Annotated in this window: 21 protein-coding genes; 11 read left to right on the top strand and 10 right to left on the bottom strand. The window is 73.8% G+C overall.

Annotated elements, in window-relative coordinates; all coding sequences use genetic code 11:
* Positions 1–69 precede the first annotated feature (69 nt).
* The gene (locus L615_RS00985; RefSeq protein WP_145723809.1) at positions 70–855 is read left to right on the top strand and encodes a hypothetical protein; all 786 of its coding nucleotides are present in this window, start codon (positions 70–72) and stop codon (positions 853–855) included.
* Positions 856–922: 67 nt separating this feature from the next.
* Here L615_RS00985 and L615_RS00980 read toward each other — a convergent pair whose 3' ends face one another.
* Genes L615_RS00980 through L615_RS00970 form a run of 3 tightly spaced genes read right to left on the bottom strand, consistent with a single transcriptional unit; the run spans position 923 to position 4,004 of the window.
* Complete coding sequence (locus tag L615_RS00980; RefSeq protein ID WP_028656002.1) at positions 923–1,228, bottom strand: DUF2470 domain-containing protein; 306 nt, start codon at positions 1,226–1,228, stop codon at positions 923–925.
* Between the two features lie 53 nt (positions 1,229–1,281).
* Entirely contained in the window at positions 1,282–2,034 is a 753-nt protein-coding gene (locus tag L615_RS00975; RefSeq protein WP_145723808.1) for a hypothetical protein, read from the bottom strand.
* Entirely contained in the window at positions 2,031–4,004 is a 1,974-nt protein-coding gene (locus tag L615_RS00970) for a M13 family metallopeptidase (RefSeq protein WP_145723807.1), read from the bottom strand. The genes L615_RS00975 and L615_RS00970 overlap by 4 nt, the downstream gene beginning before the upstream one ends.
* A 185-nt stretch (positions 4,005–4,189) precedes the next feature.
* On the opposite strand from L615_RS00970, the gene L615_RS00965 reads away from it, so the two are divergent.
* The 3 genes from L615_RS00965 (at position 4,190) to L615_RS00955 (ending at position 6,120) form a co-directional block, all read left to right on the top strand.
* Positions 4,190–4,777, top strand: a complete 588-nt coding sequence (locus L615_RS00965; protein ID WP_145723806.1) for a CAP domain-containing protein — start codon at positions 4,190–4,192, stop codon at positions 4,775–4,777.
* Between the two features lie 159 nt (positions 4,778–4,936).
* Entirely contained in the window at positions 4,937–5,473 is a 537-nt protein-coding gene (locus L615_RS00960; RefSeq protein ID WP_145723805.1) for a CAP domain-containing protein, read from the top strand.
* Between the two features lie 116 nt (positions 5,474–5,589).
* Positions 5,590–6,120, top strand: coding sequence for a CAP domain-containing protein (locus L615_RS00955; protein WP_186449662.1), 531 nt, complete (start codon positions 5,590–5,592; stop codon positions 6,118–6,120).
* Between the two features lie 145 nt (positions 6,121–6,265).
* Here the strand turns inward: L615_RS00955 and L615_RS00950 are convergent, their stop codons facing one another.
* Complete coding sequence (locus L615_RS00950; protein ID WP_028656006.1) at positions 6,266–7,234, bottom strand: NADPH:quinone oxidoreductase family protein; 969 nt, start codon at positions 7,232–7,234, stop codon at positions 6,266–6,268.
* A 31-nt stretch (positions 7,235–7,265) separates the two neighbouring features.
* On the opposite strand from L615_RS00950, the gene L615_RS00945 reads away from it, so the two are divergent.
* Positions 7,266–8,210 (top strand): hypothetical protein, encoded by a 945-nt coding sequence (locus tag L615_RS00945; protein ID WP_145723803.1) that lies wholly within the window; start codon positions 7,266–7,268, stop codon positions 8,208–8,210.
* A gap of 25 nt (positions 8,211–8,235) precedes the next feature.
* On the opposite strand, the gene L615_RS00940 is transcribed toward L615_RS00945, so the two are convergent.
* A complete protein-coding gene (locus L615_RS00940; RefSeq protein WP_145723802.1) occupies positions 8,236–9,597 on the bottom strand; it encodes a GH1 family beta-glucosidase in 1,362 nt (453 codons plus the stop codon).
* A gap of 79 nt (positions 9,598–9,676) precedes the next feature.
* Here L615_RS00940 and L615_RS00935 point away from each other — a divergent pair, with 79 nt between their 5' ends.
* A complete protein-coding gene (locus tag L615_RS00935; protein ID WP_145723801.1) occupies positions 9,677–10,366 on the top strand; it encodes a pirin family protein in 690 nt (229 codons plus the stop codon).
* Positions 10,367–10,395: 29 nt separating this feature from the next.
* Here L615_RS00935 and L615_RS00930 read toward each other — a convergent pair whose 3' ends face one another.
* From L615_RS00930 to L615_RS00920, 3 genes are all read right to left on the bottom strand, one after another.
* On the bottom strand, positions 10,396–10,875 hold the full coding sequence (locus L615_RS00930; RefSeq protein ID WP_036518023.1) for a MarR family winged helix-turn-helix transcriptional regulator: 480 nt from the start codon (positions 10,873–10,875) through the stop codon (positions 10,396–10,398).
* The gene (gene ribA / locus L615_RS00925; protein WP_145723800.1) at positions 10,872–11,579 is read right to left on the bottom strand and encodes a GTP cyclohydrolase II; all 708 of its coding nucleotides are present in this window, start codon (positions 11,577–11,579) and stop codon (positions 10,872–10,874) included. The genes L615_RS00930 and ribA overlap by 4 nt, the downstream gene beginning before the upstream one ends.
* A gap of 114 nt (positions 11,580–11,693) precedes the next feature.
* The gene (locus L615_RS00920) at positions 11,694–12,371 is read right to left on the bottom strand and encodes a TetR/AcrR family transcriptional regulator (RefSeq protein WP_145723799.1); all 678 of its coding nucleotides are present in this window, start codon (positions 12,369–12,371) and stop codon (positions 11,694–11,696) included.
* Between the two features lie 132 nt (positions 12,372–12,503).
* On the opposite strand from L615_RS00920, the gene L615_RS00915 reads away from it, so the two are divergent.
* Positions 12,504–13,661 carry an acyl-CoA dehydrogenase family protein gene (locus L615_RS00915; RefSeq protein ID WP_028656011.1) on the top strand — a complete coding sequence of 386 codons (1,158 nt, stop codon included), beginning with the start codon at positions 12,504–12,506 and terminating at the stop codon, positions 13,659–13,661.
* A 215-nt stretch (positions 13,662–13,876) separates the two neighbouring features.
* On the opposite strand, the gene L615_RS00910 is transcribed toward L615_RS00915, so the two are convergent.
* Positions 13,877–14,800: a diacylglycerol kinase family protein gene (locus tag L615_RS00910; RefSeq protein WP_145723798.1), complete on the bottom strand. Its 924-nt coding sequence runs from the start codon at positions 14,798–14,800 to the stop codon at positions 13,877–13,879.
* Positions 14,797–16,401: an FAD-binding oxidoreductase gene (locus tag L615_RS00905; RefSeq protein WP_261376513.1), complete on the bottom strand. Its 1,605-nt coding sequence runs from the start codon at positions 16,399–16,401 to the stop codon at positions 14,797–14,799. Before L615_RS00905 ends, L615_RS00910 begins: the two co-directional genes overlap by 4 nt.
* A gap of 17 nt (positions 16,402–16,418) precedes the next feature.
* Between L615_RS00905 and L615_RS00900 the strand changes: the two genes are divergently transcribed.
* The 4 genes from L615_RS00900 to L615_RS00885 all read left to right on the top strand — a co-directional run bounded on the left by L615_RS00900 (position 16,419) and on the right by L615_RS00885 (position 20,381).
* Positions 16,419–17,036, top strand: a complete 618-nt coding sequence (locus tag L615_RS00900; RefSeq protein ID WP_028656014.1) for a TetR/AcrR family transcriptional regulator — start codon at positions 16,419–16,421, stop codon at positions 17,034–17,036.
* On the top strand, positions 17,033–18,679 hold the full coding sequence (locus tag L615_RS00895) for a glycerol-3-phosphate dehydrogenase/oxidase (protein WP_145723797.1): 1,647 nt from the start codon (positions 17,033–17,035) through the stop codon (positions 18,677–18,679). The genes L615_RS00900 and L615_RS00895 overlap by 4 nt, the downstream gene beginning before the upstream one ends.
* A 94-nt stretch (positions 18,680–18,773) precedes the next feature.
* On the top strand, positions 18,774–19,799 hold the full coding sequence (locus L615_RS00890) for a sigma-70 family RNA polymerase sigma factor (RefSeq protein ID WP_084255219.1): 1,026 nt from the start codon (positions 18,774–18,776) through the stop codon (positions 19,797–19,799).
* 3 nt (positions 19,800–19,802) lie between these two features.
* The gene (locus L615_RS00885) at positions 19,803–20,381 is read left to right on the top strand and encodes a TIGR03086 family metal-binding protein (protein WP_036518026.1); all 579 of its coding nucleotides are present in this window, start codon (positions 19,803–19,805) and stop codon (positions 20,379–20,381) included.
* The last annotated feature ends 116 nt before the right edge of the window (positions 20,382–20,497 follow it).

The following is a 20,497-nucleotide window of genomic DNA, read 5'->3' as shown; positions in this document are numbered from 1 at the left end:
AACCGCTGGTGACCCGAGACGCCGGCGGTTGCACTTATTTTTCCCTCGCCCGTCCGAGCCTTCACCGGCATGGTCTCGGTGCCGCTGGAGATGATGGCCGCCATGACGCCAGGTGAGCCGCGGTACGCGGTCTACGAGCCGCCCGCCGCCTCCGCGCCCGAGGGGCCGGCGCCGCTGGGCCACCCGGCCGCCGCCGGTACGACGCCCGAGCCCGCCGGGTGGCTGCTGTGGCCGGCGCGCGTGATCGCGCTCGTGGTGGTGCTGCCCGTGCGGGCCGCGTGGGAGCTGCTGCGTCGTGCGTCCGCTGCCGTGGGCAGGGCGGTCGAGCGCTTCCTCTCCGCGCTGGGCCGGGCGCTGGCCGCCGTGCTGCGCCCGGTGCTGTCGGTCCTGTGGGTACCGGTGCGCTGGCTGGGCCGGACCGTGCTGCTCCCCGTCGTCGCCGTCGTGTCGGCGGTCGGGGTGTGGCTGCTCGACCACCTGGTGATGCCGGTGGTGCACGCGATCGAGGCAGTCGCCCGGGCGATCGGCCGTGCGGTGCGCGGGCTCTGGCAGCACGGCCTGCGGCCGCTGCTGCGCGGCCTGGCGCATCCGTCCGTCTGGGCGTGGCGCACGGCGGGCCGCGTCCTCGCCGCTGCGTGGCGGGTCGTCACCTGGCCACTGGTCCGGGCCTACCGGCACGTGCTCACGCCGGTCGGGCACGCGGTCCGGGCGGCCTGGCGTGCGGTGGTCGTCGCCCCCGCCCGCGCCGTACGACGGGCCGTGGCTGCCGTGCTCAGGCCGGTGCGCGACGCGGTCCGTGCCGCGCGCGAGCAGGTGCGCGGCCAGGTCCGGGCGCTCCTCGGCCGCCCCCGCTGACCGGCGGGGCGGCCCGCGACCCGGGCCTGCCGGGCGGATCAGTGCGGGTCAGTGCGGTCAGTGCGGGTCAGTGCGGACGCGGCTCGACGCCGAGCTGCGCGCAGGCCTGCTCGTAGAGCACGACGACCTCGCGGCGGATCTCGGCGCGCTCGGTGATCGGTCCGCCGGGCCACGGGATGCGCCGCTCGCCGACGGGGCCCTCGGGGCCGATCACGGTCCAGGTGCCGGCCTCGCCGTCGAGGCCGCTCATCGACGCCGCGGTCGCCTCGGTGTCACCGGCGGCGCGGACGATGAGCAGGTTGTCGTCGAGGTGGTCGTCGTTCATGTGCGCGAGCACGGCGTCGACGACGGCGGGGTCGAACTGGTGGGCCATGCCGCCCACCTTGGCAGGCGGGTGGTCACGTCCCGACACGACCCCCGGACCGGTCAGTCGTCGCGCCAGCTCTTCCAGGTGAGGTCGTCCTCGACCTCTCCGGCGAGGTCGGACCAGAGCACGACGCCGCCGTGGTCGACCTCGGTGACCTTGAGGTAGATCCAGTGGTCGACGTCGTCGCGCGGCCGCTCGACGTGCGCGAGGCTGCGGCTGATGTCGCCGTCCGAGCGATCGCGGGCCTGCTCGTCGAGCTCGACCAGCACCGTGGGGTCCACGTCGGCGAGGTCGAAGGGCTGCCGGCCCTCGTCGGGCGTGTAGGCGGCCCACTGCTCCAGCGTGGTGCCGTCCCAGCGCCACTCGCCGGCCAGGTCGCCCGACTCGCCCGGCGGCGCCTGGAACCTGATCTCGTCGTCGCCCTCGAACCAGGCGTCGAGCACTTCGGTGGACCCGACCTGCTCCCGCATCGCGACGAGGAGCCGGTCGAGGCCGTCCGCGGTGAGGATCGGCTGGTAGGTCTCCTCGTGCGGGTACGGCTCGGGCCCCGCCGCCAGCGGTCCGCCCTCCCGGGTGAGCAGGAAGACGGCGCCGCCGGCCACCACGGCGGKGGCCACGGCGACCACGGCCCACCTCCGGCCGCGGGACCTGGCGGGCGCCGCGCTCGGCGGAGTCGCGACCTCGACCGGCCGCGGGAGCGGGTGGCCGTCCCGGTCGCGGTCCTCGCGCTCGACCTCGTCGGCGTCGGGCTGGCGGTAGGTGCGCCAGGTCGGCTTCCCCCCACCGCCCTTGCGCTGCGGCGTCCCGCTCACCAGATCCGGACGCGGGCGTCCGGCTCGAGCCAGAGGCCGTCACCGGGCTGCGTGCCGAACACCTCGTGGAACTCGTCGAGGTTGCGCACGATGTTCGCGCGGAACTCCGGCGGGCTGTGCGGGTCGATGGTGAGGTACTGCTGCTCCTGCTCGGTGCGGCGCTTCGTGCGCCACACGTAGGCCCAGTTGAGGAAGAGCCTCTTGCGGTCCTCCGCGCTCGGCTCGCGGCCCGCGGCCGCCTCGGCGATGAGGTACGCCGTGTGCGCGATGGTCAGGCCGCCGAGGTCGCCGATGTTCTCGCCGACCGTGAGCGAGCCGTTGACCTTCTCGTCGGGCAGGTTGCGCGGGGAGAAGCCGTCGTACTGGGCGACGAGCGCCTTCGACTTCACCTCGAACGCGGCCTTGTCGTCCGGGGTCCACCAGTCGTTGAGGTTGCCCTCGCCGTCGTACTGCGCGCCCTGGTCGTCGAAGCCGTGCCCGATCTCGTGGCCGATGACCGCGCCGATGCCGCCGTAGTTCTCCGCCGGCTCGGCGTCGGGGGAGAAGAACGGCTTCTGCAGGATGCCGGCGGGGAAGCAGATCTCGTTGGTGCCCGGGTTGTAGTAGGCGTTGACGGTCTGCGGGAGCATGAACCACTCGTCGCGGTCGACCGGCGCGCCGATCTTGGCGAGCTGGCGGTCGGTCTCGAACGCCGCAGCGGCCTGGGCGTTGGCGACCAGGTCGTCGGGGACGACCACGAGCGCGCTGTAGTCGCGGAACTTCTCCGGGTACCCGATCTTGGGGCGGAAGGTCTCGAGCTTCTCGTAGGCCCGCTGCTTGGTCTCCTCCGTCATCCAGTCGAGCTTGCTGATCGACTGGCGGTAGGCCGCGAGCAGGTTGGCGACCAGCTCGTCCATCATCGCCTTCGACGACGGCGGGAAGTGGCGGGCGACGTACTCCTTGCCGACGGCCTCGCCCATCGCGCCCTCGACGAAGGACACCGCCCGCTTCCAGCGCGCCCGCAGCTCGGGGGTGCCGGACAGGGTGCGGCCGTAGAAGTCGAAGTTGGTCTGCACGAACTCGTCGGAGAGGTACGGCGCGGCGGAGCGCAGCACCCGCGAGAGGAACCAGTCACGCCACTGCTCGACCGGGATCGAGTCGAGGACGCCCGACAGGTGCTCGAGGTACGACGGCTGGCGGACCACGACCTCGCCGAGGGTCGCCGCCTCGCCGCTGACCCGGCCGCCCAGGTTGGTGATGTAGGCGTCCCAGTCGAACGACGGGCACAGCTGCTTGAGGTCGTCGCCGGTCAGCAGGTTGTAGGTCTTCTGCACGTCGCGGGTCTCGGCCCGCTCCCAGTGGCCCTTCGCCAGCTCGGTGTCGAGCGCGAGGATCCGCTGCGCGGCGCCGGCGGGGTCCTCGTGCCCGCCGAGTGTGAGCAGCCGGTTCAGGTAGGCGACGTACGCCTCGCGGATGTCGGCGAACTTGTCCTCGCGGTAGTAGGACTCGTCCGGCAGCCCGAGCCCGCCCTGCACGACGTGGAACAGGTAGCGGTCGGACTGGCGGTCGTCGGTGTCGACGTAGGAGCCGAACAGGCCGTAGCCGCCGATCCGCTCGAACTCGCCGAGGAACGCCGCGACGTCGCGGACGTCGCGCAGCCCGGCGACGGCGTCGACGAGCGGCTGGGCCGGCGCGATGCCGGCAGCCTCAACCCGCTCGACGTCCATGAAGGAGTTGAACAGGTCCGCGATCTTGCGGGCGTCGTCCGAGCCGGTCGGCGTGCCGGCGGCGACCGACTCCGCGAGCTCGGTGATGATCGCACGCACGTCCTCCTCGGCCTGGTCGGCCAGCTGGACGAACGGGCCCCAGCTGGACCGGTCCGAGGGGATCTCCACCTCGCGCAGCCAGGTGCCGTTGACGTGGCCGAAGAGGTCGTCCTGCGGGCGGATGTCGGGGTCCATGCCGGGACGGGCGTCGTCGAGGATGCTCACGGGGCGAGCCTAGGGCGTGGCGTCAACCGCGTTCGCGCCCCCTCGGCATCCCCCCGGCATCTCCTCGGCATCTCCTCGGCAACCCCCTCGGCAACGGGTCCGGTCGGTCGGACACGCCGGGACCAACGGCCCAATTCGGGCGCCGGACGCTCAGGCAGGGACGGCGCCGCGCCGATCCGCCGTCCATGGCAAGGATCACGCGACTGGTCCCCGGCCGGGTGCCCGGGCTGGTGCTGGGCATGGCCCTGGGGCTGGCCCTCACCATCGTCCCCGCCACGCTGCCCGCCGCCGCCCCGGCCGCGCAGGCCGCGGCCGCGGGGCCGTCCGTCGGGGCACTGCGGGCCGCACCCGGGCTGCAGGGCGTCGTACCGACGCGGCTGCTGGTCCAGCGGCTCCTGGAGGACCGCGTGCTGCGGCTGACCAACGTCGAGCGCCGCAAGCGCGGCTGCGCGCCGCTGCGCAGCAACCGGCACCTGCGCAAGTCCGCCCGGTCGCACACGGTGCGGATGGCGATGCGGAACCAGATGTCGCACCAGCTGCCCGGCGAGCCCTACTTCAGCCGCCGCATCACCAACGCCGGCTACCGCGGCTGGCGGCTCGTCGCGGAGAACGTCGCGCGCGGCTTCAGCGGTCCGCCGGCCGTCGTCCGGGCGTGGATGCAGAGCCCCGGGCACCGCCGCAACATCCTCAACTGCCGCCTGCGCGACCTCGGCGTCGGTGTGGTCCTGTCGGGCGGCCAGCTGTGGTGGACGCAGAATTTCGGACGGCGCTGAGCCGAGCTCACAACCCCCTTTCGAGGGGTGGTGACCGCATCCGGTCCACCCTGGGAGCGATCTTGTCTGGAATCTGCTTGGTGATAGTTCCTTCGGACTACCGAAGCGGGGCCGGAGCCTCGATGTGGCACCCTCACCTGCTCACGGAGCCTTGATGTCATGAACCGGGGGATTCTGAGGCTCGTCGCTGTCACCATGCTGTTCCTGGCCGTCGCTGTCGCACCGTCCACCACGCCGGTGGCCACGGCCGCGGGCACGCCGACCACGTCGGTGGTGATCCGCAGCGCGAAGCTGCAGCTGACCGTCCGGGCCCTCCTGGAGAACGACGTGGTCGCACGGACCAACGCCCAGCGCGAGCGCGCCGGCTGCCGCCCGCTGCGCAAGAACCGCGAGCTGCGCGTCGCCGCCCGCCGCCACTCGAAGCGGATGGCTGCCGCCAACACGATGTCGCACCGCCTGCCGGGTGAGCCGACCCTGGGTCGGCGGATCACCCGGGCCGGCTACCTGCGCTGGACCCGTGTCGCGGAGAACGTGGCCGCCGGCTTCAGCACGCCGTCCACCACCACCCGCGCGTGGTGGGGCAGCCCCAGCCACCGCCGCAACATCACCGACTGCTCGCTGCGCGAGATCGGCGTCGGTGTGGTCTTCAACGGCGTACGGATGTTCTGGACCCAGAACTTCGGCCGCCGTCGCTGACCGGTCGCTGACCGTCGCGGCCCGCTGCTCGCCGCTGCTGGCCACCGCTGACCGTTCGCACCGGGACGCGGGCAAACGCCTGCGGAGCAGGTGACGCAGCCACCATGATGTGCCGCGTGCGCCTCCTGCTGCTCCTCGGGCCCCTCAGCGTCCTGCTCGCACTGACCGGCACCGCCGGCGTACCGCCGGCCGCGGTGGCGGCGCTCGACCGCGGCGCCACCGGCGTCGACCCCGTCCGGCTCTCCGCCCGCGTCGGCGCGGTGCAGGCGCTCGAGCAGGACGCGGTGGCCGTGGTCAACCGGGCCCGTGCCCGCGCCGGCTGCCGCGCACTGAAGGTCTCCGCACCGCTGCGGGTCTCCGCCCGCCGGCACAGCGCCCGGATGGCGCGGCGGGACCGGCTCACCCACCGCCTGCCCGGCGAGGCCGTCCTCGCCCGCCGCGTGGTCCGGGCCGGCTACACCCGGCCGCGCATGCTCGGCGAGGTCATCGCCTACGGCCCCCGGACCGGCCGCACCGCCGTACGGCTGGGGCTGCGCAGCCCGCTGCACCGCCGGATCCTGCTCGACTGCCGCCTGCGCCACCTCGGCGCCGGCGTGGTCCGGACCGACACCCAGGTCTGGTGGACCATCGACCTCGGGAAGCGGTAGGCCGGTCCCACTGGTCCCACCGGTGCCACTGGTCCCGTGGGTGCGCAGGAATCACCGCTTCGGTGGTGATTCCCGAGGTTGTTGACTGCTGCAAGGGTCAACAAGTCCGGGAAGCAGCCACCAGGTGCGCCGGGCGCCGCCGGGCTCAGTCCCGGATCCGCACCACGAGCTTGCCGAGCGCGGCCCGGCCGTCCATGTCGAGCAGGGCCTGGCCGAACTGGTCGATCGGGTAGACCTTGCCGACCGGGGGCTTGACCACGCCGGACTCGATCATCGGCACGAGCCGGGCCCACTGCTCGCGCATGTAGCCGGGGTGGGAGAAGGCGTACTCGCCCCAGCCGACGCCGCGGACGTCGGTGTTGGTGAGCAGCAGACGGTTGACCTTGACCTCGGGGATGCCCTCGCCGGCGGCGAAGCCGACGACGAGCACCCGGCCCTCGCGGGCCAGCGAGCGCAGGGAGTCGGTGAACAGCGAGCCGCCGACGACGTCCATCACGACGTCGACACCCTTGCCGCCGGTGAGCTCGCGGGCGGCGTCCTTGAAGCCCTCGACCGGGATCGCGTGGTCGGCGCCGGCGGCGAGCGCGAAGGCGCGCTTCTCCTCCGTGCTCGCGACCGCGATGACGGTGGCGCCGAGGCCCTTGGCGACCTGGATGGTCGCGGTGCCGACGCCGCCGGCCGCGCCGTGGACCAGGACGGTCTCGCCCGGGTGGAGGTCGCCGCGCTCGTCAAGGGCGAAGAGCGCGGTGAGGTAGTTCATCGGCAGCGCGACGGCCTCGTCGAACGAGATCTCGTCGGGCAGCGGGAAGACGTTCTCGCTCGAGCCGACGACGAGCTCGGCGGCACCGCCGTGCGAGCCGACACCGGTGACCCGCTGGCCGGGCTCGAAGCCGTCGCCGGACACGACGACCCCGGCGAAGTCGACGCCGAGGGTGAACGGCGGCTCGGGGCGCAGCTGGTACTGCCCCTTCGTCAGCAGCAGGTCGGGGAAGGAGACGCCGACGGCGTGGACCTCCACGAGCACCTGCCCGGGCCCGGCCTCGGGGGCGGGCGCGTCCTGGCTGACGACGATGTCGGAGGGGCCGGTGGTGGTGATGACCTGGACTGCGCGCATGGACCGCAGCCTAGGGGGAAGGGAAGCGGTCGTGCCCCCGACCCAGCAGCCCGCGTCCGCCCCCGGCGCGACCGCGCCCGCCCCGCAACGGGCCGACGGCGTGCCGGTCCACACCCTCGCCGCGTTCCTCGCCGGCGTCCTCCTCGTGCTGCCCACCTACGGCGTCCTCGGCGTGACGTCGGACGCCGGGCTATGGGGCTGGTTCCTCGGCGCGATCGCCGCGGCAGCCGCCGTCGGCGGACTCCTGGCGCTGCTGGTACGACGTGCGCTGAGCCTGGTGCTGCTGGCGACGGGCGGGTACGTCGTGGTCGTGCTGGTGGGGGTGTTCGTCGTCGCCGGGGTCGGCGACCCGCCGGGCAACGGGGTGGTCGCCCTGCTCGCCGGGCTCCCTGCCGCCGCCGTCGCCGCGGTCGCTGCCGCAGTCACCGTCCAGCGCACGGGCGACGCCGCGCCGGTGGTCGCCGGTGTCGCGCTGCTCCTGCTCGGGCTGTTCGGGCTCGCCCTCGCCCCAACAGCCGGGAGCGCCCTCGACGACGCCCGGGACGACGCGGCCGAGGTCGCCCGGCTGAAGGCCTCCGGGCTGACCCCTGTGCTCCCCGAGGTCGACGGCTTCGAGCCCGTGTACTCCTCGTACCGCACCACCGACGGGCAGGTCACGGAGTACGGCATCACCTACGAGTCGGACCCCGACGCCGTCGATCCCCCGAGGTTCACGCTCGACGTGACGCGCGAGCCGGAGCAGGACATGACCTGCGACCGGTCGGAGGGCGCCTGGTACGACTGCCGCGAGGGCGACGGCTACCACGTGCTGTCCAGGCAGGGGAACGACGAGTACGTCGTCGCCGAGCGCACCGGCGGCTCCCTGGTCGTCTGGTTCAGCGACGGGTCGGGCGACCTGCCCGACGCGGACGAGCTCGGCCGGGTGCTGGCGACGGCCGAGCCGGTGGAGTGGGAGGAGATCAGGGACCTCGAGTGAGGGCCCCGGTCCGCCGGGGGCGGGGTCAGGCCGGGTGCGCGGCGCGGTGCCGGGCCACCAGGTCGGCGTACCAGTCGAAGGACCGCTTGGGCGTGCGGACCTGGGTGTCGTAGTCGACGTGCACGAGGCCGAACCGCTGGGTGTACCCCTCGGCCCACTCGAAGTTGTCGATGACCGACCACGTGTAGTAGCCGCGGACGTCGACGCCGCGCTCGACCGCCTCCGCCACGGCCGTCAAGTGGCTGGCGTGGTAGTCGATGCGGGCCCGGTCGTCCACGACGCCGTGCTCGTCGGGGCCGGCGTTGTAGGCGCAACCCGACTCGGTGATGACGATCGGCGGGAGGGCTGCGCGGTAGCGGGCGCGGAACATGATCAGCCACTCGCGCAGCGCGTCCGGGACCACCGGCCACCCGAAGTCGGTGACCGGGTAGCCGAGGACGTCGCGGAACTCGAACGGCAGCTCGGCCTCCTCGTCGGCGGCGGCGATGCGCATCGGGTTGTAGTAGTTGACCCCGTAGAAGTCGAGGGGCTGGCGCATGGTGGCGAGGTCGCCGTCGCGGACGTGGTCCTCGAGCAGCATCATCATGTCGTCGGAGTAGCGGCCGAGCAGCATGCCCTCGAGGTAGTGCCCGTTCCAGAGCGTGTCGAAGAGCTTCGCGGCCCCGACGTCGGCGGGGTCGTCGCTGCCGGGCCAGATGGGCGCGTGGTTGTTGGCGCAGCCGACGCTCTGCGCACCCGCGGCGCGCAGGGCGATCGCGGCGCGGCCGTGCGCGACGAGCAGGTGGTGCCCGACCGGGAGCGCGTCGAACATGAGCGCCTTGCCGGGCGCGTGCATGGCGGTGGCGTACCCCATGAGCGTCACCACGTTGGGCTCGTTGACCGGCACCCAGTCGGCGACCCGGTCACCGAGGCGTTCACCCATGATCGCGGCGTAGTCGGCGAAGCGGTCGATGGTGGCGCGGTTGAGCCAGCCGCCGTCGTCCTCGAGCGCCTGGGGGAGGTCCCAGTGGAACAGGGTCGCCATCGGCGCGATGCCGGCGTCGAGCAGCCCGTCGACGAGGCGGTCGTAGAAGTCGAGGCCCTTCGCGTTCGCGGGGCCGCTTCCCGTCGGCTGGATGCGCGGCCACGCGATCGAGAAGCGGTAGCCGCCGGCGCCGAGCCGGCGCAGCAGTGCCACGTCCTCCTGCCAGCGGTGGTAGTGGTCGCAGGCGACGGCGCCGGAGGAGCCGTCGACGACCCGCCCCGGCTGCGCGGTGAACGTGTCCCACACCGACGGACCGCGTCCGTCCTCGTCGACCGCGCCCTCGATCTGGTACGCCGCCGTGCTCGTGCCGAAGCGGAACCCTCCCGGGAGCCGCTCGGCCAGGTCCCTCACCCTGTCCTCCATCGCGCCCACCCTCCCATGAGCAGGCCCGGACGGCAGCCTGACGCGGCGTGCACCGACGGGCACGGGCACAATCTGTCACGTGAACGTCGAGATCCGCAGGGGAACTGACCGGTTCGTCGAGCGGGAGGCCGGGCGGCTCACCCACCACTCCTTCTCGTTCGGGCCGAACCTCGACCCCGAGCGGATGTCCTTCGGGCCGATGGTGTGCCACGACGACCACCTGCTGGCCCGGGGCACCGGCTTCGAGGAGCACCCGCACGCCGGGCTGGAGATCGTGACCTGGGTGGTGTCCGGCTCGGTGGTGCACCGCGACGGCACCGGCTCCGAGGCGGTGCTGGGCGCCAGCGAGTGCGGCGTGCTGACCGCCGGCTCGGGCGTGCGCCACTCCGAGCTGGCCGGTGGCGACGGCCCGGCGCGCTTCGTGCAGGTGTGGCTCACGCCGGACGACCCCGACGCAGCGCCGCGGTACGCGACCTCGGCGGTCGACGCGGCCCCCGGCCGGGGCCTGGCCCGCGTGGTCGGTGACGGCGGCCCGCTCGCCGTGGGCGTGGCCGGCGCGGCCCTCGACGTGGCCCGGCTCGACGCCGGCGAGGTGCTCACCCTGCCGGCGGCACCCCGGGTGCACGCCTTCGTCGCGACCGGGGCGCTGCTGCGGTCCTCGCTCGCCGAGCCGCTCAGCGCCGGCGACGCGTTCTGCGTGACCGGCGAGACGTCGTACGACGTGACCGCGGCGGTGCCGACCGAGCTGCTGGTCTGGTCCCTGCCCTGACCGGCTGACCTGCTGACCGGCTGACCGGCTCAGGCCTCGCCGAGGTCGGCGTCGCCGACGATCGCCGAAGAGATCTCCGCGAGCTGGCGCACCTGCTCGGGGGTGAGCCGGTCGAAGACGAGCGAGCGGACGTGCGCCACGTGCCGCGGCGCCACGCTGCGCAGCAGCTCCAGGCCGGCGTCGGTGAGCGTGGCGTACTGCATCCGCTTGTCCTCGGGGCACTGGCGACGCTCGACCCACCCGCGCTGCTCCAGCGCGGCGATCGCGTGGCTGAGCCGCGACGGGCTGGACGCGGTGAGCCGGGCGAGGTCGCCCATGGTGAGGGTGCGGTCCGGCTGGGCGGACAGGGTGGCGAGCATCCCGTAGTAGTTGTGCGGGATCCCGGCCTCCTCGCGCAGCAACCGGTCGAGCTGCTGGGGCAGGGCCTGGACGATCCGGATGAACGGCAGCCACGCCGCCATCTCGTCCTCGCCGAGCCAGACGGCGGTGTCTGCAGTGTCCGTGCTCACGCGATCAGTCCGTCGAGGTCGAGGGTGTGCGCGGTGTGGTCGCGCTTGACGGTGAGGTAGCGGCGGTTCGCCTCGGAGAGGTGCACCCCGGTCGGGACCTGCGCGTCGACGCCGACGCCGTAGGCCTCCAACTGCGCGGCCTTGTCGGGGTTGTTGCTCAGCAGCCGGATCCGGTCGACGCCCATCGCGCGCACCATCTGCGCCGCTGCGCGGTAGTCGCGCTCGTCCTCGCCGCGGCCCAGGGCCCGGTTGGCCTCGTAGGTGTCGAGGCCGGCGTCCTGCAGGGCGTAGGCGTCGAGCTTGGCGTAGAGCCCGATGCCGCGGCCCTCCTGGCGCAGGTAGAGCAGGAACCCGCCCTCGCCCGCGATCCGCTCGACCGCCTCGCGCAGCTGGGGCCCGCAGTCGCAGCGCTCCGAGCCGAGCACGTCGCCGGTGAGGCACTCGCTGTGCGGGCGGACCAGGGGCGCCGTACCGCCGCCGGCCAGGCCGGCCACCCGCTCGCGCCAGGCGCCGAGGCCGAGGAGCAAGTGCTCCTTGCCGTCGGCCAGGCCGTGGAAGGTGACCACGTCGGCGGTGGTGGCGTAGCCGTCGGCGAAGCGCAGGGGGACGACGACGCGGGTGCGCACCTCGGCGGCCGGGGCGGCCGACCGGTCGGTCGCGGGAGTGGTGGAGGCGCGCGGCGCACGGGTCAGGCAGGCGGTCATCGACACTCCAGGTGGTCCGGGCGGAACAGGTGCTTCAAAGTTGAAACAACTTGTCCAAGCGCCGGCGGCACGCGGCTATTCCGCTGTGCCTCTGATTTTCTCCTGCGCGCCCGGTCAGTCCTGCTGCGGGCGGAAGACCATGTCGTCGGGGACGACCAGGCCGTACTGCGCGAGGGTGTCGGTGAGGACCGCGGTGACCTGGCGGGTGAGTCGGGCGACGAGCTCGTCCTGGGTCTCGTCGTGGTGGTCGAACCACCAGATGATGCTGGCGTCGACCATCCCCATCACGCCGACGAGCACGCCCTCGGGCGGGTCGGCCGAGAGCGGCGTCGCGCGCAGGTAGGACCGGGCGGCGTCCACGACCTCGTTGAGCAGCCGGGTGCGGCCGAGCCGGGCGCGGTGCAGCGCCTTCGTCTGCTGCTGCGCCGCCAGGAAGCGGAACAGGTGGGGGTGCTCGGCGGCCCACGCGACGCACGGCGCGATGAGGCCGCCGACGATCTCGGCGGGCGTGCCGGTGCGCCGGAAGTGGGGTCGGACGCGGTCGATGAGCTCGGTGGCGGCGTACCGCGCGACCTCGGCGTCGAGCTGCTCCTTGCTCGCGAAGTGGCGGTAGACGTTGGGCCGCGGGATGCCGGCGCGCTCGGCGACCTGGCCCATGCCGATGTCGGCGCCACCCTCCTCGATGGCGGCGACGGCAGCCTGCACGACGAGGTCGCGCCGCCCGTCGCCGTGCGCCTCCTTGGCGCTGCGCCGGCGCACGGTCGAGTCGACCCACTTCGCCACGTCCACCACGGCGAGCAGGCTACCGCCGTACGGACCTGATGGATACACCTTGTACCCAGCGTTCTGACATGGCACCCTGTCACCTGCGATACAGGCTGTATCCAGTTCCGAGACACCGACCAGCCGACAGGACCCACCCCCATGCCGCAGCGCCGTTCCCCCTGGATGACCACCGACCTCGACGACTTCCGCGACCTCGCGCGAACCTTCTGCGAGAAGGAGATCAAGCCGAACGTCGAGCGCTTCATCGAGAACAAGCAGGTCGACCGCGAGCTGTGGAACAAGGCCGGCGAGGTCGGCCTGCTCTGCCTCTCGATCCCCGAGGAGTACGGCGGCGGTGGCGGCACCTTCGCCCACGAGGCGATCCTGATGGAGGAGCAGACCAAGGTCGGCGACAGCTCGTGGGGCGTCTCGCTCCACAACGGCATCGTCGCCCACTACATCCTCGCCTACGGCACCGAGGAGCAGAAGCACGCGTGGCTGCCGAAGATGGCCAGCGGCGAGGCCGTCGGCGCCATCGCGATGACCGAGCCCGGCACCGGCTCGGACCTGCAGAGCGTGAAGACGAAGGCCATCCGCGAGGGCGACGAGTACGTCATCAACGGCTCGAAGACCTTCATCACCAACGGCGCCCAGGCCGACGTCGTCGTGGTGGTCGCGAAGACCAACCCCGAGGAGGCCGCGGCCGGCATCTCGCTCATCATCGTCCCGACCGACACCCCCGGCTTCTCCCGCGGCCGCGTGCTCGACAAGGTCGGCATGAAGGGCCAGGACACCTCCGAGCTCTCCTTCGCCGACGTCCGCGTGCCGGTCACCAACCTGCTCGGCACCGAGGAGGGCCAGGGCTTCATCCAGCTCATGGAGCAGCTCCCGCAGGAGCGCCTCATCGTCGCCGCCGCGAACGTCGCCGCGATGGAGTTCTGCTTCGACGAGACCATGCGCTACGTCCACGAGCGGCACGCCTTCAACCGCCCGATCTGGGGCTTCCAGAACACCAAGTTCAAGATGGCCGAGGTCGCCACCGAGGCCCGCGTCGCCCGCTCCTTCGTCGACGAGTGCATCGGCCTGCACCTCGAGGGCAAGCTCGACATCCCCACCGTCGCCATGGCCAAGCTGTGGTGCTCCGAGCGCGCCCAGAAGGTCGCCGACAAGTGCCTGCAGCTGCACGGCGGCTACGGCTACATGAACGAGTACCCCATCGCCCGGGCCTGGGCCGACCTCCGCGTCTCGCAGATCTACGCCGGGACGAGCGAGATCATGAAGGAGATCATCAGCCGGTCGCTGCCGGCGCCGGTCTGAGGCGGGGTGGGGGTTTCACCACCTGGGTGGTGAAACCCCGACTGGGCACACGAAATCAGGGCCCCGAGACCGTAGTTTCGTGTGCCCAGTGGCCGAGATTCACCCCCTAGGTGGTGAATCCCCACGAACCTGACCGACAGAACTCACGCCTGACCGACAAAGCTTCGTCGGTCAGGCGTGAGTTTCGCCGGTCGACCGGCGAAACTGTCCCCGGCTCACGCCACGATGCGCAGGGCGGCGGGCAACAGCTCCACGACCAGCTCCCCGGCGCCGGCAGCGGGCAGGGGGCCGAGCGCCTCGCCGTCCGCGCCGACGGGTACGGCGCCGCCGCCGGTGTGCGAGCCGGACAGGCTGACCCGGCGGCCGGTGCGCACGATCACCTCGGGCAGGTCGACGTGGCCGCCGTCGTACACCTGGGGCAGGGAGCGGATCAGGTCGAGGCGGCCGGCGGCCTCGATCACGACGACGTCGAGCAGGCTGTCGTCGACGGACGCGGCCGGCGCGATCGCCATGCCCTTGCCGTAGTAGCGGGAGTTCGCGACCACCACCGTCGCGGCCTGGTGCTCGCTGCGCTCGCCGTCGACGTCGAGGACGCAGCGCACGGGGCGGTAGGTCGCGAGGGCGCGCACGGCGGCGACGGGGTACTGCAGCCGGCCGGGGAGCCAGTGCGAGCGGTCGACGATCTCGGCGGCGCGGGCGTCGACGCCGGCGTAGACCGAGCCGGCCACCACCCACGACGAGCCGTCGGGCAGGCTCGCGCGGAGCAGGTCGATCCGCCGCTCGGCGCCGTCCAGCAGCAGGCGGGCCTGCGCAGCGGTGTCGTGCGGGACGGCGAGCATCCGGGCGAAGTCGTTGCCCCGCCCGGCGGGGACGACGGCGAGGACCCCGTCGCGCTCGGCGACCGCGCCGGCGACGGAGGAGACCATCCCGTCGCCCCCGACGGCGACGACGACCGCGCCCGACTCCACGGCGGCACCGACGAGGGCGGGGGGCTCGGCGACCGAGGTCGTGTAGGTGACCTCGACCTCGGCGCCGGACTCGCGCAGCGCGCGGGTGAGCGGGACGACGACCTTCGGGGCCGCGCCGCCCCCGGAGGCGGGGTTGACGAGGAAGGCGAAGCGCCGGGCGGGCTCGCTCACGGGACCAGCACCCCGGGATTGAGGATGCCGGCCGGGTCGACGGCCCGCTTCACCGCGCGCAGCACCTCGGCGCCGAGCTCGCCGATCTCGGCGGTGAGGTAGGGCTTGTGGTCGGTGCCGACCGCGTGGTGGTGGGTGATCGAGGCGCCGGCGGCGACGATCGCCTCGCACGCGGCGGCCTTCGCGGGCAGCCAGGTGGCCAGCGGGTCCTCGCCACCCGGGGCGGCGACGGTGAAGTAGAGCGAGCAGCCGGTCGCGTAGACGTGCGAGACGTGGCAGAGCACCATCGCGCCGGGCAGCGCCGCCTCGAGCGCGGACTTCACGCGGGTGTAGAGGTTCTCCCGGTTGCTCCAGAAGGTGACGGTCTCGAGCGTCTCGACGAGGACGCCGACGTCGAGCAGGCTGTCGCGCAGGTACGGCGCACCGAAGCGCCCCGCGGCCCACGCCTCGCCGGGCTCCGGGCCCAGCGCCGTGCCGCCGAGGCCGGTGAGGGCGGCGGTGACGGCTGCCTTCTTCGCGGCGACCGCGGCCGGGGTGCCCTCGTAGCCGGTGATCATCAGGCAGCCCGGCCCTTCCCCGTCGGCGCCGCCCTCGCCGCCGATGGACTCGGGGTCGGCGAGGTTGATCGCGGTCTCGGCCTCGTCGGAGAGCCGCAGCACGGTCGGCAGCAGGTCGGCCTGGGCGAGCACGCGCATCGCGTCGGCGCCGGCGGCGAAGGAGGGCCAGCGCCAGCCCTCGTACTCCTTCACCTCGGGCAGCGGGCGGACCCGCACCGTGACCTCGGTGATCACGCCGAAGGCGCCCTCGGAGCCGAGGAAGAGCTCGCGCAGGTCGGGGCCGGACGCGTTGGCGGGGGACACCCCGAGCCGGACCTCGCCGACCGGGGTGGCGACGCGCAGCCCGACGACCATCGCGTCGAAGCGGCCGTAGCCGGCGCTGGACTGGCCGCTGGAGCGGGTGGCGGCGAACCCGCCGACCGTGGCGTACTCGAACGACTGCGGGTAGTGGCCGAGCATCAGCCCGTGCTCCGCGAGCAGGGCCTCTGCCTCCGGGCCGCGCAGGCCGGGCTCGAGCGTCGCGGTCGAGGAGACCGGGTCGACGGCGAGCAGCCCGCGCATCCGGCCGAGGTCGAGCGAGACCACGCCGGCCAGGCCGGTGGGGTCGGCGACGAGGCCGCCGGTGACCGCCGTGCCCCCGCCGAACGGGACGACCGCGACCCGGTGCTCCTGCGCCCAGGCCAGCACGGCGGCGACGTCGTCGTGCCCGCCGGGGCGTACGACGACGTCGGGTGCGTCGCCGAGGTCGCCGGTGCGCTGGCGGAGCAGGTCGGGGGTCGACTTGCCGCGGGTGCGCAGGCGGCGCGTCGCGTCGTCAGTGAGCACGTGCCCGTCGCCGAGCAGCGCCCGCAGGCCCGCGACCAGGTCGTCGGGCAGCCGCGGCGCCGGGACGGTGACGTCCTCACGGGCGGGCGTGTCGTGGAGCGGGAAGACCATGCCGACGAGGTCACGCACGCCGTCGGGGAGGTCGCTCGCGTGCGCCGGGTCGCCCCAGCGGGTGGCGGGCATCTCGGGCTGGAGCACGGCGGGTCGCTCGGTCGTCATGTGTTACAGTGTGACATATGGCGTCACACCGTCACAACCCTGCCGGAGGCCAGCCGCCGGCCCGAGAGCAGGCCGGCCCCCGCGACGGCTACCTCGACGCCGCCCGCGAGTGCATCCTCGACGTCGGCTGGAAGCGCACGACGCTCACCGAGGTCGCCCGCCGCGCCGGCGTCTCGCGGATGACGATCTACCGCGCGTGGCCGGACATGCCGGCCCTGCTCGGCGACCTGATGACCCGCGAGTGGGGCGGCCTGGTCGCCCGCGGCGTGGACCTGTCCGGCCCCCCGACGCCCCAGCAGGTCGCCGACGCGGTCGCGGCGACGGTCGAGGCGCTGCGCGACAACGAGCTGTTCACCCGCATCGTCGAGCTCGACCCGGAGCTGATCCTCCCCTACCTGCTGGCCCGCCGCGGCCGCTCGCAGGAGCTGGTCATCGGCGTGCTCGCCGGCGCGGTCGCCGACGGCCAGCGGGCCGGCACCATCCGCTCCGGCGACCCGGTCACCATCGCCCGCGGCGTCGTCCTGGCCGCCCACGGGTTCGTCCTGTCCGCGCACACGATGGTCGACGACGCGGTGGACACCGCCGCCCTCGACGCGGAGCTGCGCACCCTCGTCGTACGGAGCCTCACACCATGACCAGCCCGACCAGCCCGACCAGCCCGACCAGCCCGACCAGCCCGACCGGCTCCTCCCGCACGCCCCGGCGGATCACCCCCGGCCTGGCCGGTGCGCCCACCGACGTCGACGTGGTCGTCGTCGGCCTCGGGGTGACCGGCGCGGGGGTCGCGCTCGACGCCGCCTCTCGCGGGCTGCGGGTGCTCGCGGTCGACGCCCACGACCTCGCCTTCGGCACGTCGCGGTTCTCCTCGAAGCTGGTGCACGGCGGGCTGCGCTACCTCGCCTCGGGCCAGGTCGCGATCGCGCACGAGAGCGCTGTCGAGCGCGGGATCCTGATGGAGACCACCGCGCCGCACCTCACCCACCCGCTGCCCTCGCTCATCCCCCTCGGCCCCGGCGTCAGCCGCCCGCTCGGCGCGCTCGCCGGCGCCGGCCTCGTCGGCGGCGACCTGCTCCGCCGGGCGGCCCGCACCAGCACCGACACCCTCCCCCGGCCCCGGCGGCTGTCGGCGGCCGAGACCCGACAGCTCGCGCCGCCGCTGCGCACGGAGGGCCTGCGCGGCGGCCTGCTCGGCTGGGACGGCCAGCTCGAGGACGACGCCCGGCTGGTCACCACGATCGCCCGCACCGCCGCCGACCGCGGTGCCGCCGTGCACACCCACGCCCGGGTGGTCGCGGCGACCGGCACCTCCGTGCAGCTGCGCGACGAGCTCACCGGGGCGGACCTGGCCGTCACCTGCCGCACGGTCGTGAACGCGGCGGGGGTGTGGGCCGGCGACCTGGTCGACGACGTCCGGCTGCGCCCCTCCCGCGGCACCCACCTCGTCCTGCGACCGGAGGCACTGCCGCACCTGGCGGTCGCCGTCTTCGCCCCGATCCCCGGCGAGACCAACCGCTTCGTCCTCGTGCTCCCCCAGCCCGACGGCCAGCTCTACGTCGGCCTCACCGACGAGCCGGTCGACGGCCCCGTGCCGGACGTCGCCGAGCCGACCGAGGTCGAGATCGGCTTCCTGCTCGACGTGGTCTCCGCGTCCTTCGCCCGGCCGCTGCGCCGCTCCGACGTCGTCGGCGCCTTCGCCGGCCTCCGTCCGCTGCTCGACACCTCCGACGGCGCGGGCGAGGGCTCGACCGCCGACCTGTCCCGCAAGCACGCCGTGCTCACCAGCCCGTCCGGGGTGGTCACGATCGTCGGCGGCAAGCTGACGACGTACCGCCGGATGGCCCAGGACGCCGTCGACGCGGCCGTCGCCTCCGCTGGCCTCACCGCCGGCCCCTGCGTCACCGCCACCCTCCCCCTGCTCGGCGCCGCGCCCCGCGAGGCGCTCGCCGAGGAGGCGGCCCGTGCCGACCACCCCGGACGCGCCCGCCTCGTGCGGCGGTACGGCGCCGACGCCGGCCTCGTGCTCGACGCGGCGCTCGAGGCGTCCGGCTGGGCCGCCGACGAGGTCCTCGCGCCGATCGCACCCGGCCACGCCACCGTCCCCACGGTCTGGGCCGAGCTCTTCTTCGGGATCACCCACGAGGGGGCCGCCGACGTCGCCGACCTGCTCGACCGGCGTACCCGCGTCGGCCTGGTGCCCGCGGACCGCGAGGTCGCCGTCCCGGCGGCGCAGCGGGCGCTCGAGGTGGTCGCGGCGCACGCCCGGCAGTCCGGTCGATGACCCCGCGATGACCCCGGCGATGACCCGGCGATGATTTTTCCCGTCGCCCCCGGTCCACCTCCTCAGGCAGACTGACGAGACCACAGGGGCAGCGATGGGAACCACCGTGACCGAGCAGGCAGGACTGGCAGGGCAGGCGACCGCGCCCGCCCACGACGAGCTCGCGGACTTCGACACCCTCACTGGGCGCTACCAGCGCGAGCTGATGGCGCACTGCTACCGGATGAGCGGTTCGGTGCACGAGGCCGAGGACCTGGTCCAGGAGACCTTCCTGCGCGCGTGGAAGGCGTCGGCGAGCTTCCAGGGCCGCAGCTCGGTGCGCACGTGGCTCTACAAGATCGCCACCAACGTGTGCCTGACCAACCTGGAGAGCAAGCCGCGTCGCCCGCTGCCCACCGGGCTCGGCACCTCCGACTCCTCCCCTGCCGACGAGCTGCTCGAGGACCACGAGGTGCCGTGGCTCGAGCCGATCCCGGACGCCGCGGTCGAGGTCGCCGAGCGGGACACGATCCGGCTGGCGTTCGTCGCCGCCCTGCAGCACCTGCCCGCCCGCCAGCGCGCGGTGCTCATCCTGCGCGACGTGCTGCGCTGGTCAGCAGCCGAGACCGCTGCGGCACTCGAGACGACCACCGCCGCGGTGAACTCGGCACTGCAGCGCGCGCACGCACAGCTCGCCGACCGCGGTCTCACCCCGGACACGGTCGAGGCCGACCTCGACCAGGCCCAGCGCACCCTGCTCGACGCCTACCTGCAGGCGTTCTGGCGCAAGGACATCGACCAGATCGTCCAGCTGCTCAAGTACGACGCCACGTGGGACATGCCGCCGTTCCTCAACCACTACCGCGGTTGCGAGGCGATCGGCGAGCTGATCGGCAGCAAGTGCCCCGGCGGCACCAACGACATGCCGATGATCGAGACGGTCGCCAACGGCCAGCCGGCGTTCGGCCTCTACATGCGCCAGCCCGAGGGCCACTTCGAGCCCTTCCACCTGCAGGTGCTGCAGATGACCGGCTCGGGCGACGAGCTGCGTGTCGAGCACGTGACCGCGTTCTTCGACCCGCGGCTGTTCGCCCGGTTCGGCCTGCCGGACCGCCTGCCCGCCGACTACGTCCCGGCCTGAGCCATGACGGCCGAGCCGGCCCCGGCCGGTCTCGTCGCCGGCCTGGACGTCCTGCAGCGCGCGCTCGACTACACCAGCGCCGCCCTCGCGACGACCACCTGCGCCGACGTCGACCGCCCCACCCCCTGTCTCGGGTGGACCCTCGCCGGCCTGCTGGCGCACATGGAGGACGCCCTCGACGCCTTCGCCGAGGCCGCCGACGGTGCCGTCGGCCTGCACTGCTCCGGACCCTCGCCGCTGGTGGAGCGGGTCGAGCGGCTGCAGGTGAAGGCGTGCGGCCTGCTGCACGCGTGGATGGAGGCGACCAGCCCGACCGTCGACGTCGGCGGGCACCCGCTGCCCGTCGACACCGTCGCGCGGATCGCCGCGCTCGAGGTCACGGTCCACGGCTGGGACGTCGGGCGTACGACGGGGCGCGGGTCCGCGATCCCCGAGCGCCTGGCCGCCGACCTGCTCCCGACGGCGCTCCAGGTGGCGCTCGGCGACGACCCGCGCTTCGCTCCCCCGCGCCCGGTCCCGGTGGACGCCCCCACCGGGGTGCACGTGCTGGCGCTGCTGGGTCGCGACGCCGCGTGGCGCTGAGCCGGCGACCAGCTCGCGCCTGGGCCCCACGCCCTCGGCTTGCCGCCAGGGGGACGGTGCCACCTGCCGGAGGCAACCGCGGCGCGGCAGCGCGGCGCCCGCGCCGCAGGCGCGTC

The sequence above is a fragment of the Nocardioides sp. J9 genome (assembly GCF_007829375.1).
GTDB lineage: Bacteria > Actinomycetota > Actinomycetes > Propionibacteriales > Nocardioidaceae > Nocardioides.
Note: the sequence above shows the minus strand (reverse complement) of the source record. Positions and strands in the feature narration are given on the sequence as shown.

Bases quoted from the DNA above. Each gene is read 5' to 3' on its own strand.
- L615_RS00950 (WP_028656006.1), bottom strand. From the start codon at position 7,234: ATGCGCGCAGTCCAGGTCATCACCACCACCGGCCCCTCCGACATCGTC.
- L615_RS00900 (WP_028656014.1), top strand. From the start codon at position 16,419: ATGGCGTCACACCGTCACAACCCTGCCGGAGGCCAGCCGCCGGCCCGA.
- L615_RS00965 (WP_145723806.1), top strand. From the start codon at position 4,190: ATGGCAAGGATCACGCGACTGGTCCCCGGCCGGGTGCCCGGGCTGGTG.
- L615_RS00960 (WP_145723805.1), top strand. From the start codon at position 4,937: ATGAACCGGGGGATTCTGAGGCTCGTCGCTGTCACCATGCTGTTCCTG.
- L615_RS00940 (WP_145723802.1), bottom strand. From the start codon at position 9,597: ATGGAGGACAGGGTGAGGGACCTGGCCGAGCGGCTCCCGGGAGGGTTC.
- L615_RS00890 (WP_084255219.1), top strand. From the start codon at position 18,774: ATGGGAACCACCGTGACCGAGCAGGCAGGACTGGCAGGGCAGGCGACC.
- L615_RS00895 (WP_145723797.1), top strand. From the start codon at position 17,033: ATGACCAGCCCGACCAGCCCGACCAGCCCGACCAGCCCGACCAGCCCG.
- L615_RS00915 (WP_028656011.1), top strand. From the start codon at position 12,504: ATGCCGCAGCGCCGTTCCCCCTGGATGACCACCGACCTCGACGACTTC.
- L615_RS00980 (WP_028656002.1), bottom strand. From the start codon at position 1,228: ATGGCCCACCAGTTCGACCCCGCCGTCGTCGACGCCGTGCTCGCGCAC.
- ribA (WP_145723800.1), bottom strand. From the start codon at position 11,579: ATGACCGCCTGCCTGACCCGTGCGCCGCGCGCCTCCACCACTCCCGCG.
- L615_RS00905 (WP_261376513.1), bottom strand. From the start codon at position 16,401: ATGACGACCGAGCGACCCGCCGTGCTCCAGCCCGAGATGCCCGCCACC.
- L615_RS00885 (WP_036518026.1), top strand. From the start codon at position 19,803: ATGACGGCCGAGCCGGCCCCGGCCGGTCTCGTCGCCGGCCTGGACGTC.
- L615_RS00985 (WP_145723809.1), top strand. From the start codon at position 70: ATGGTCTCGGTGCCGCTGGAGATGATGGCCGCCATGACGCCAGGTGAG.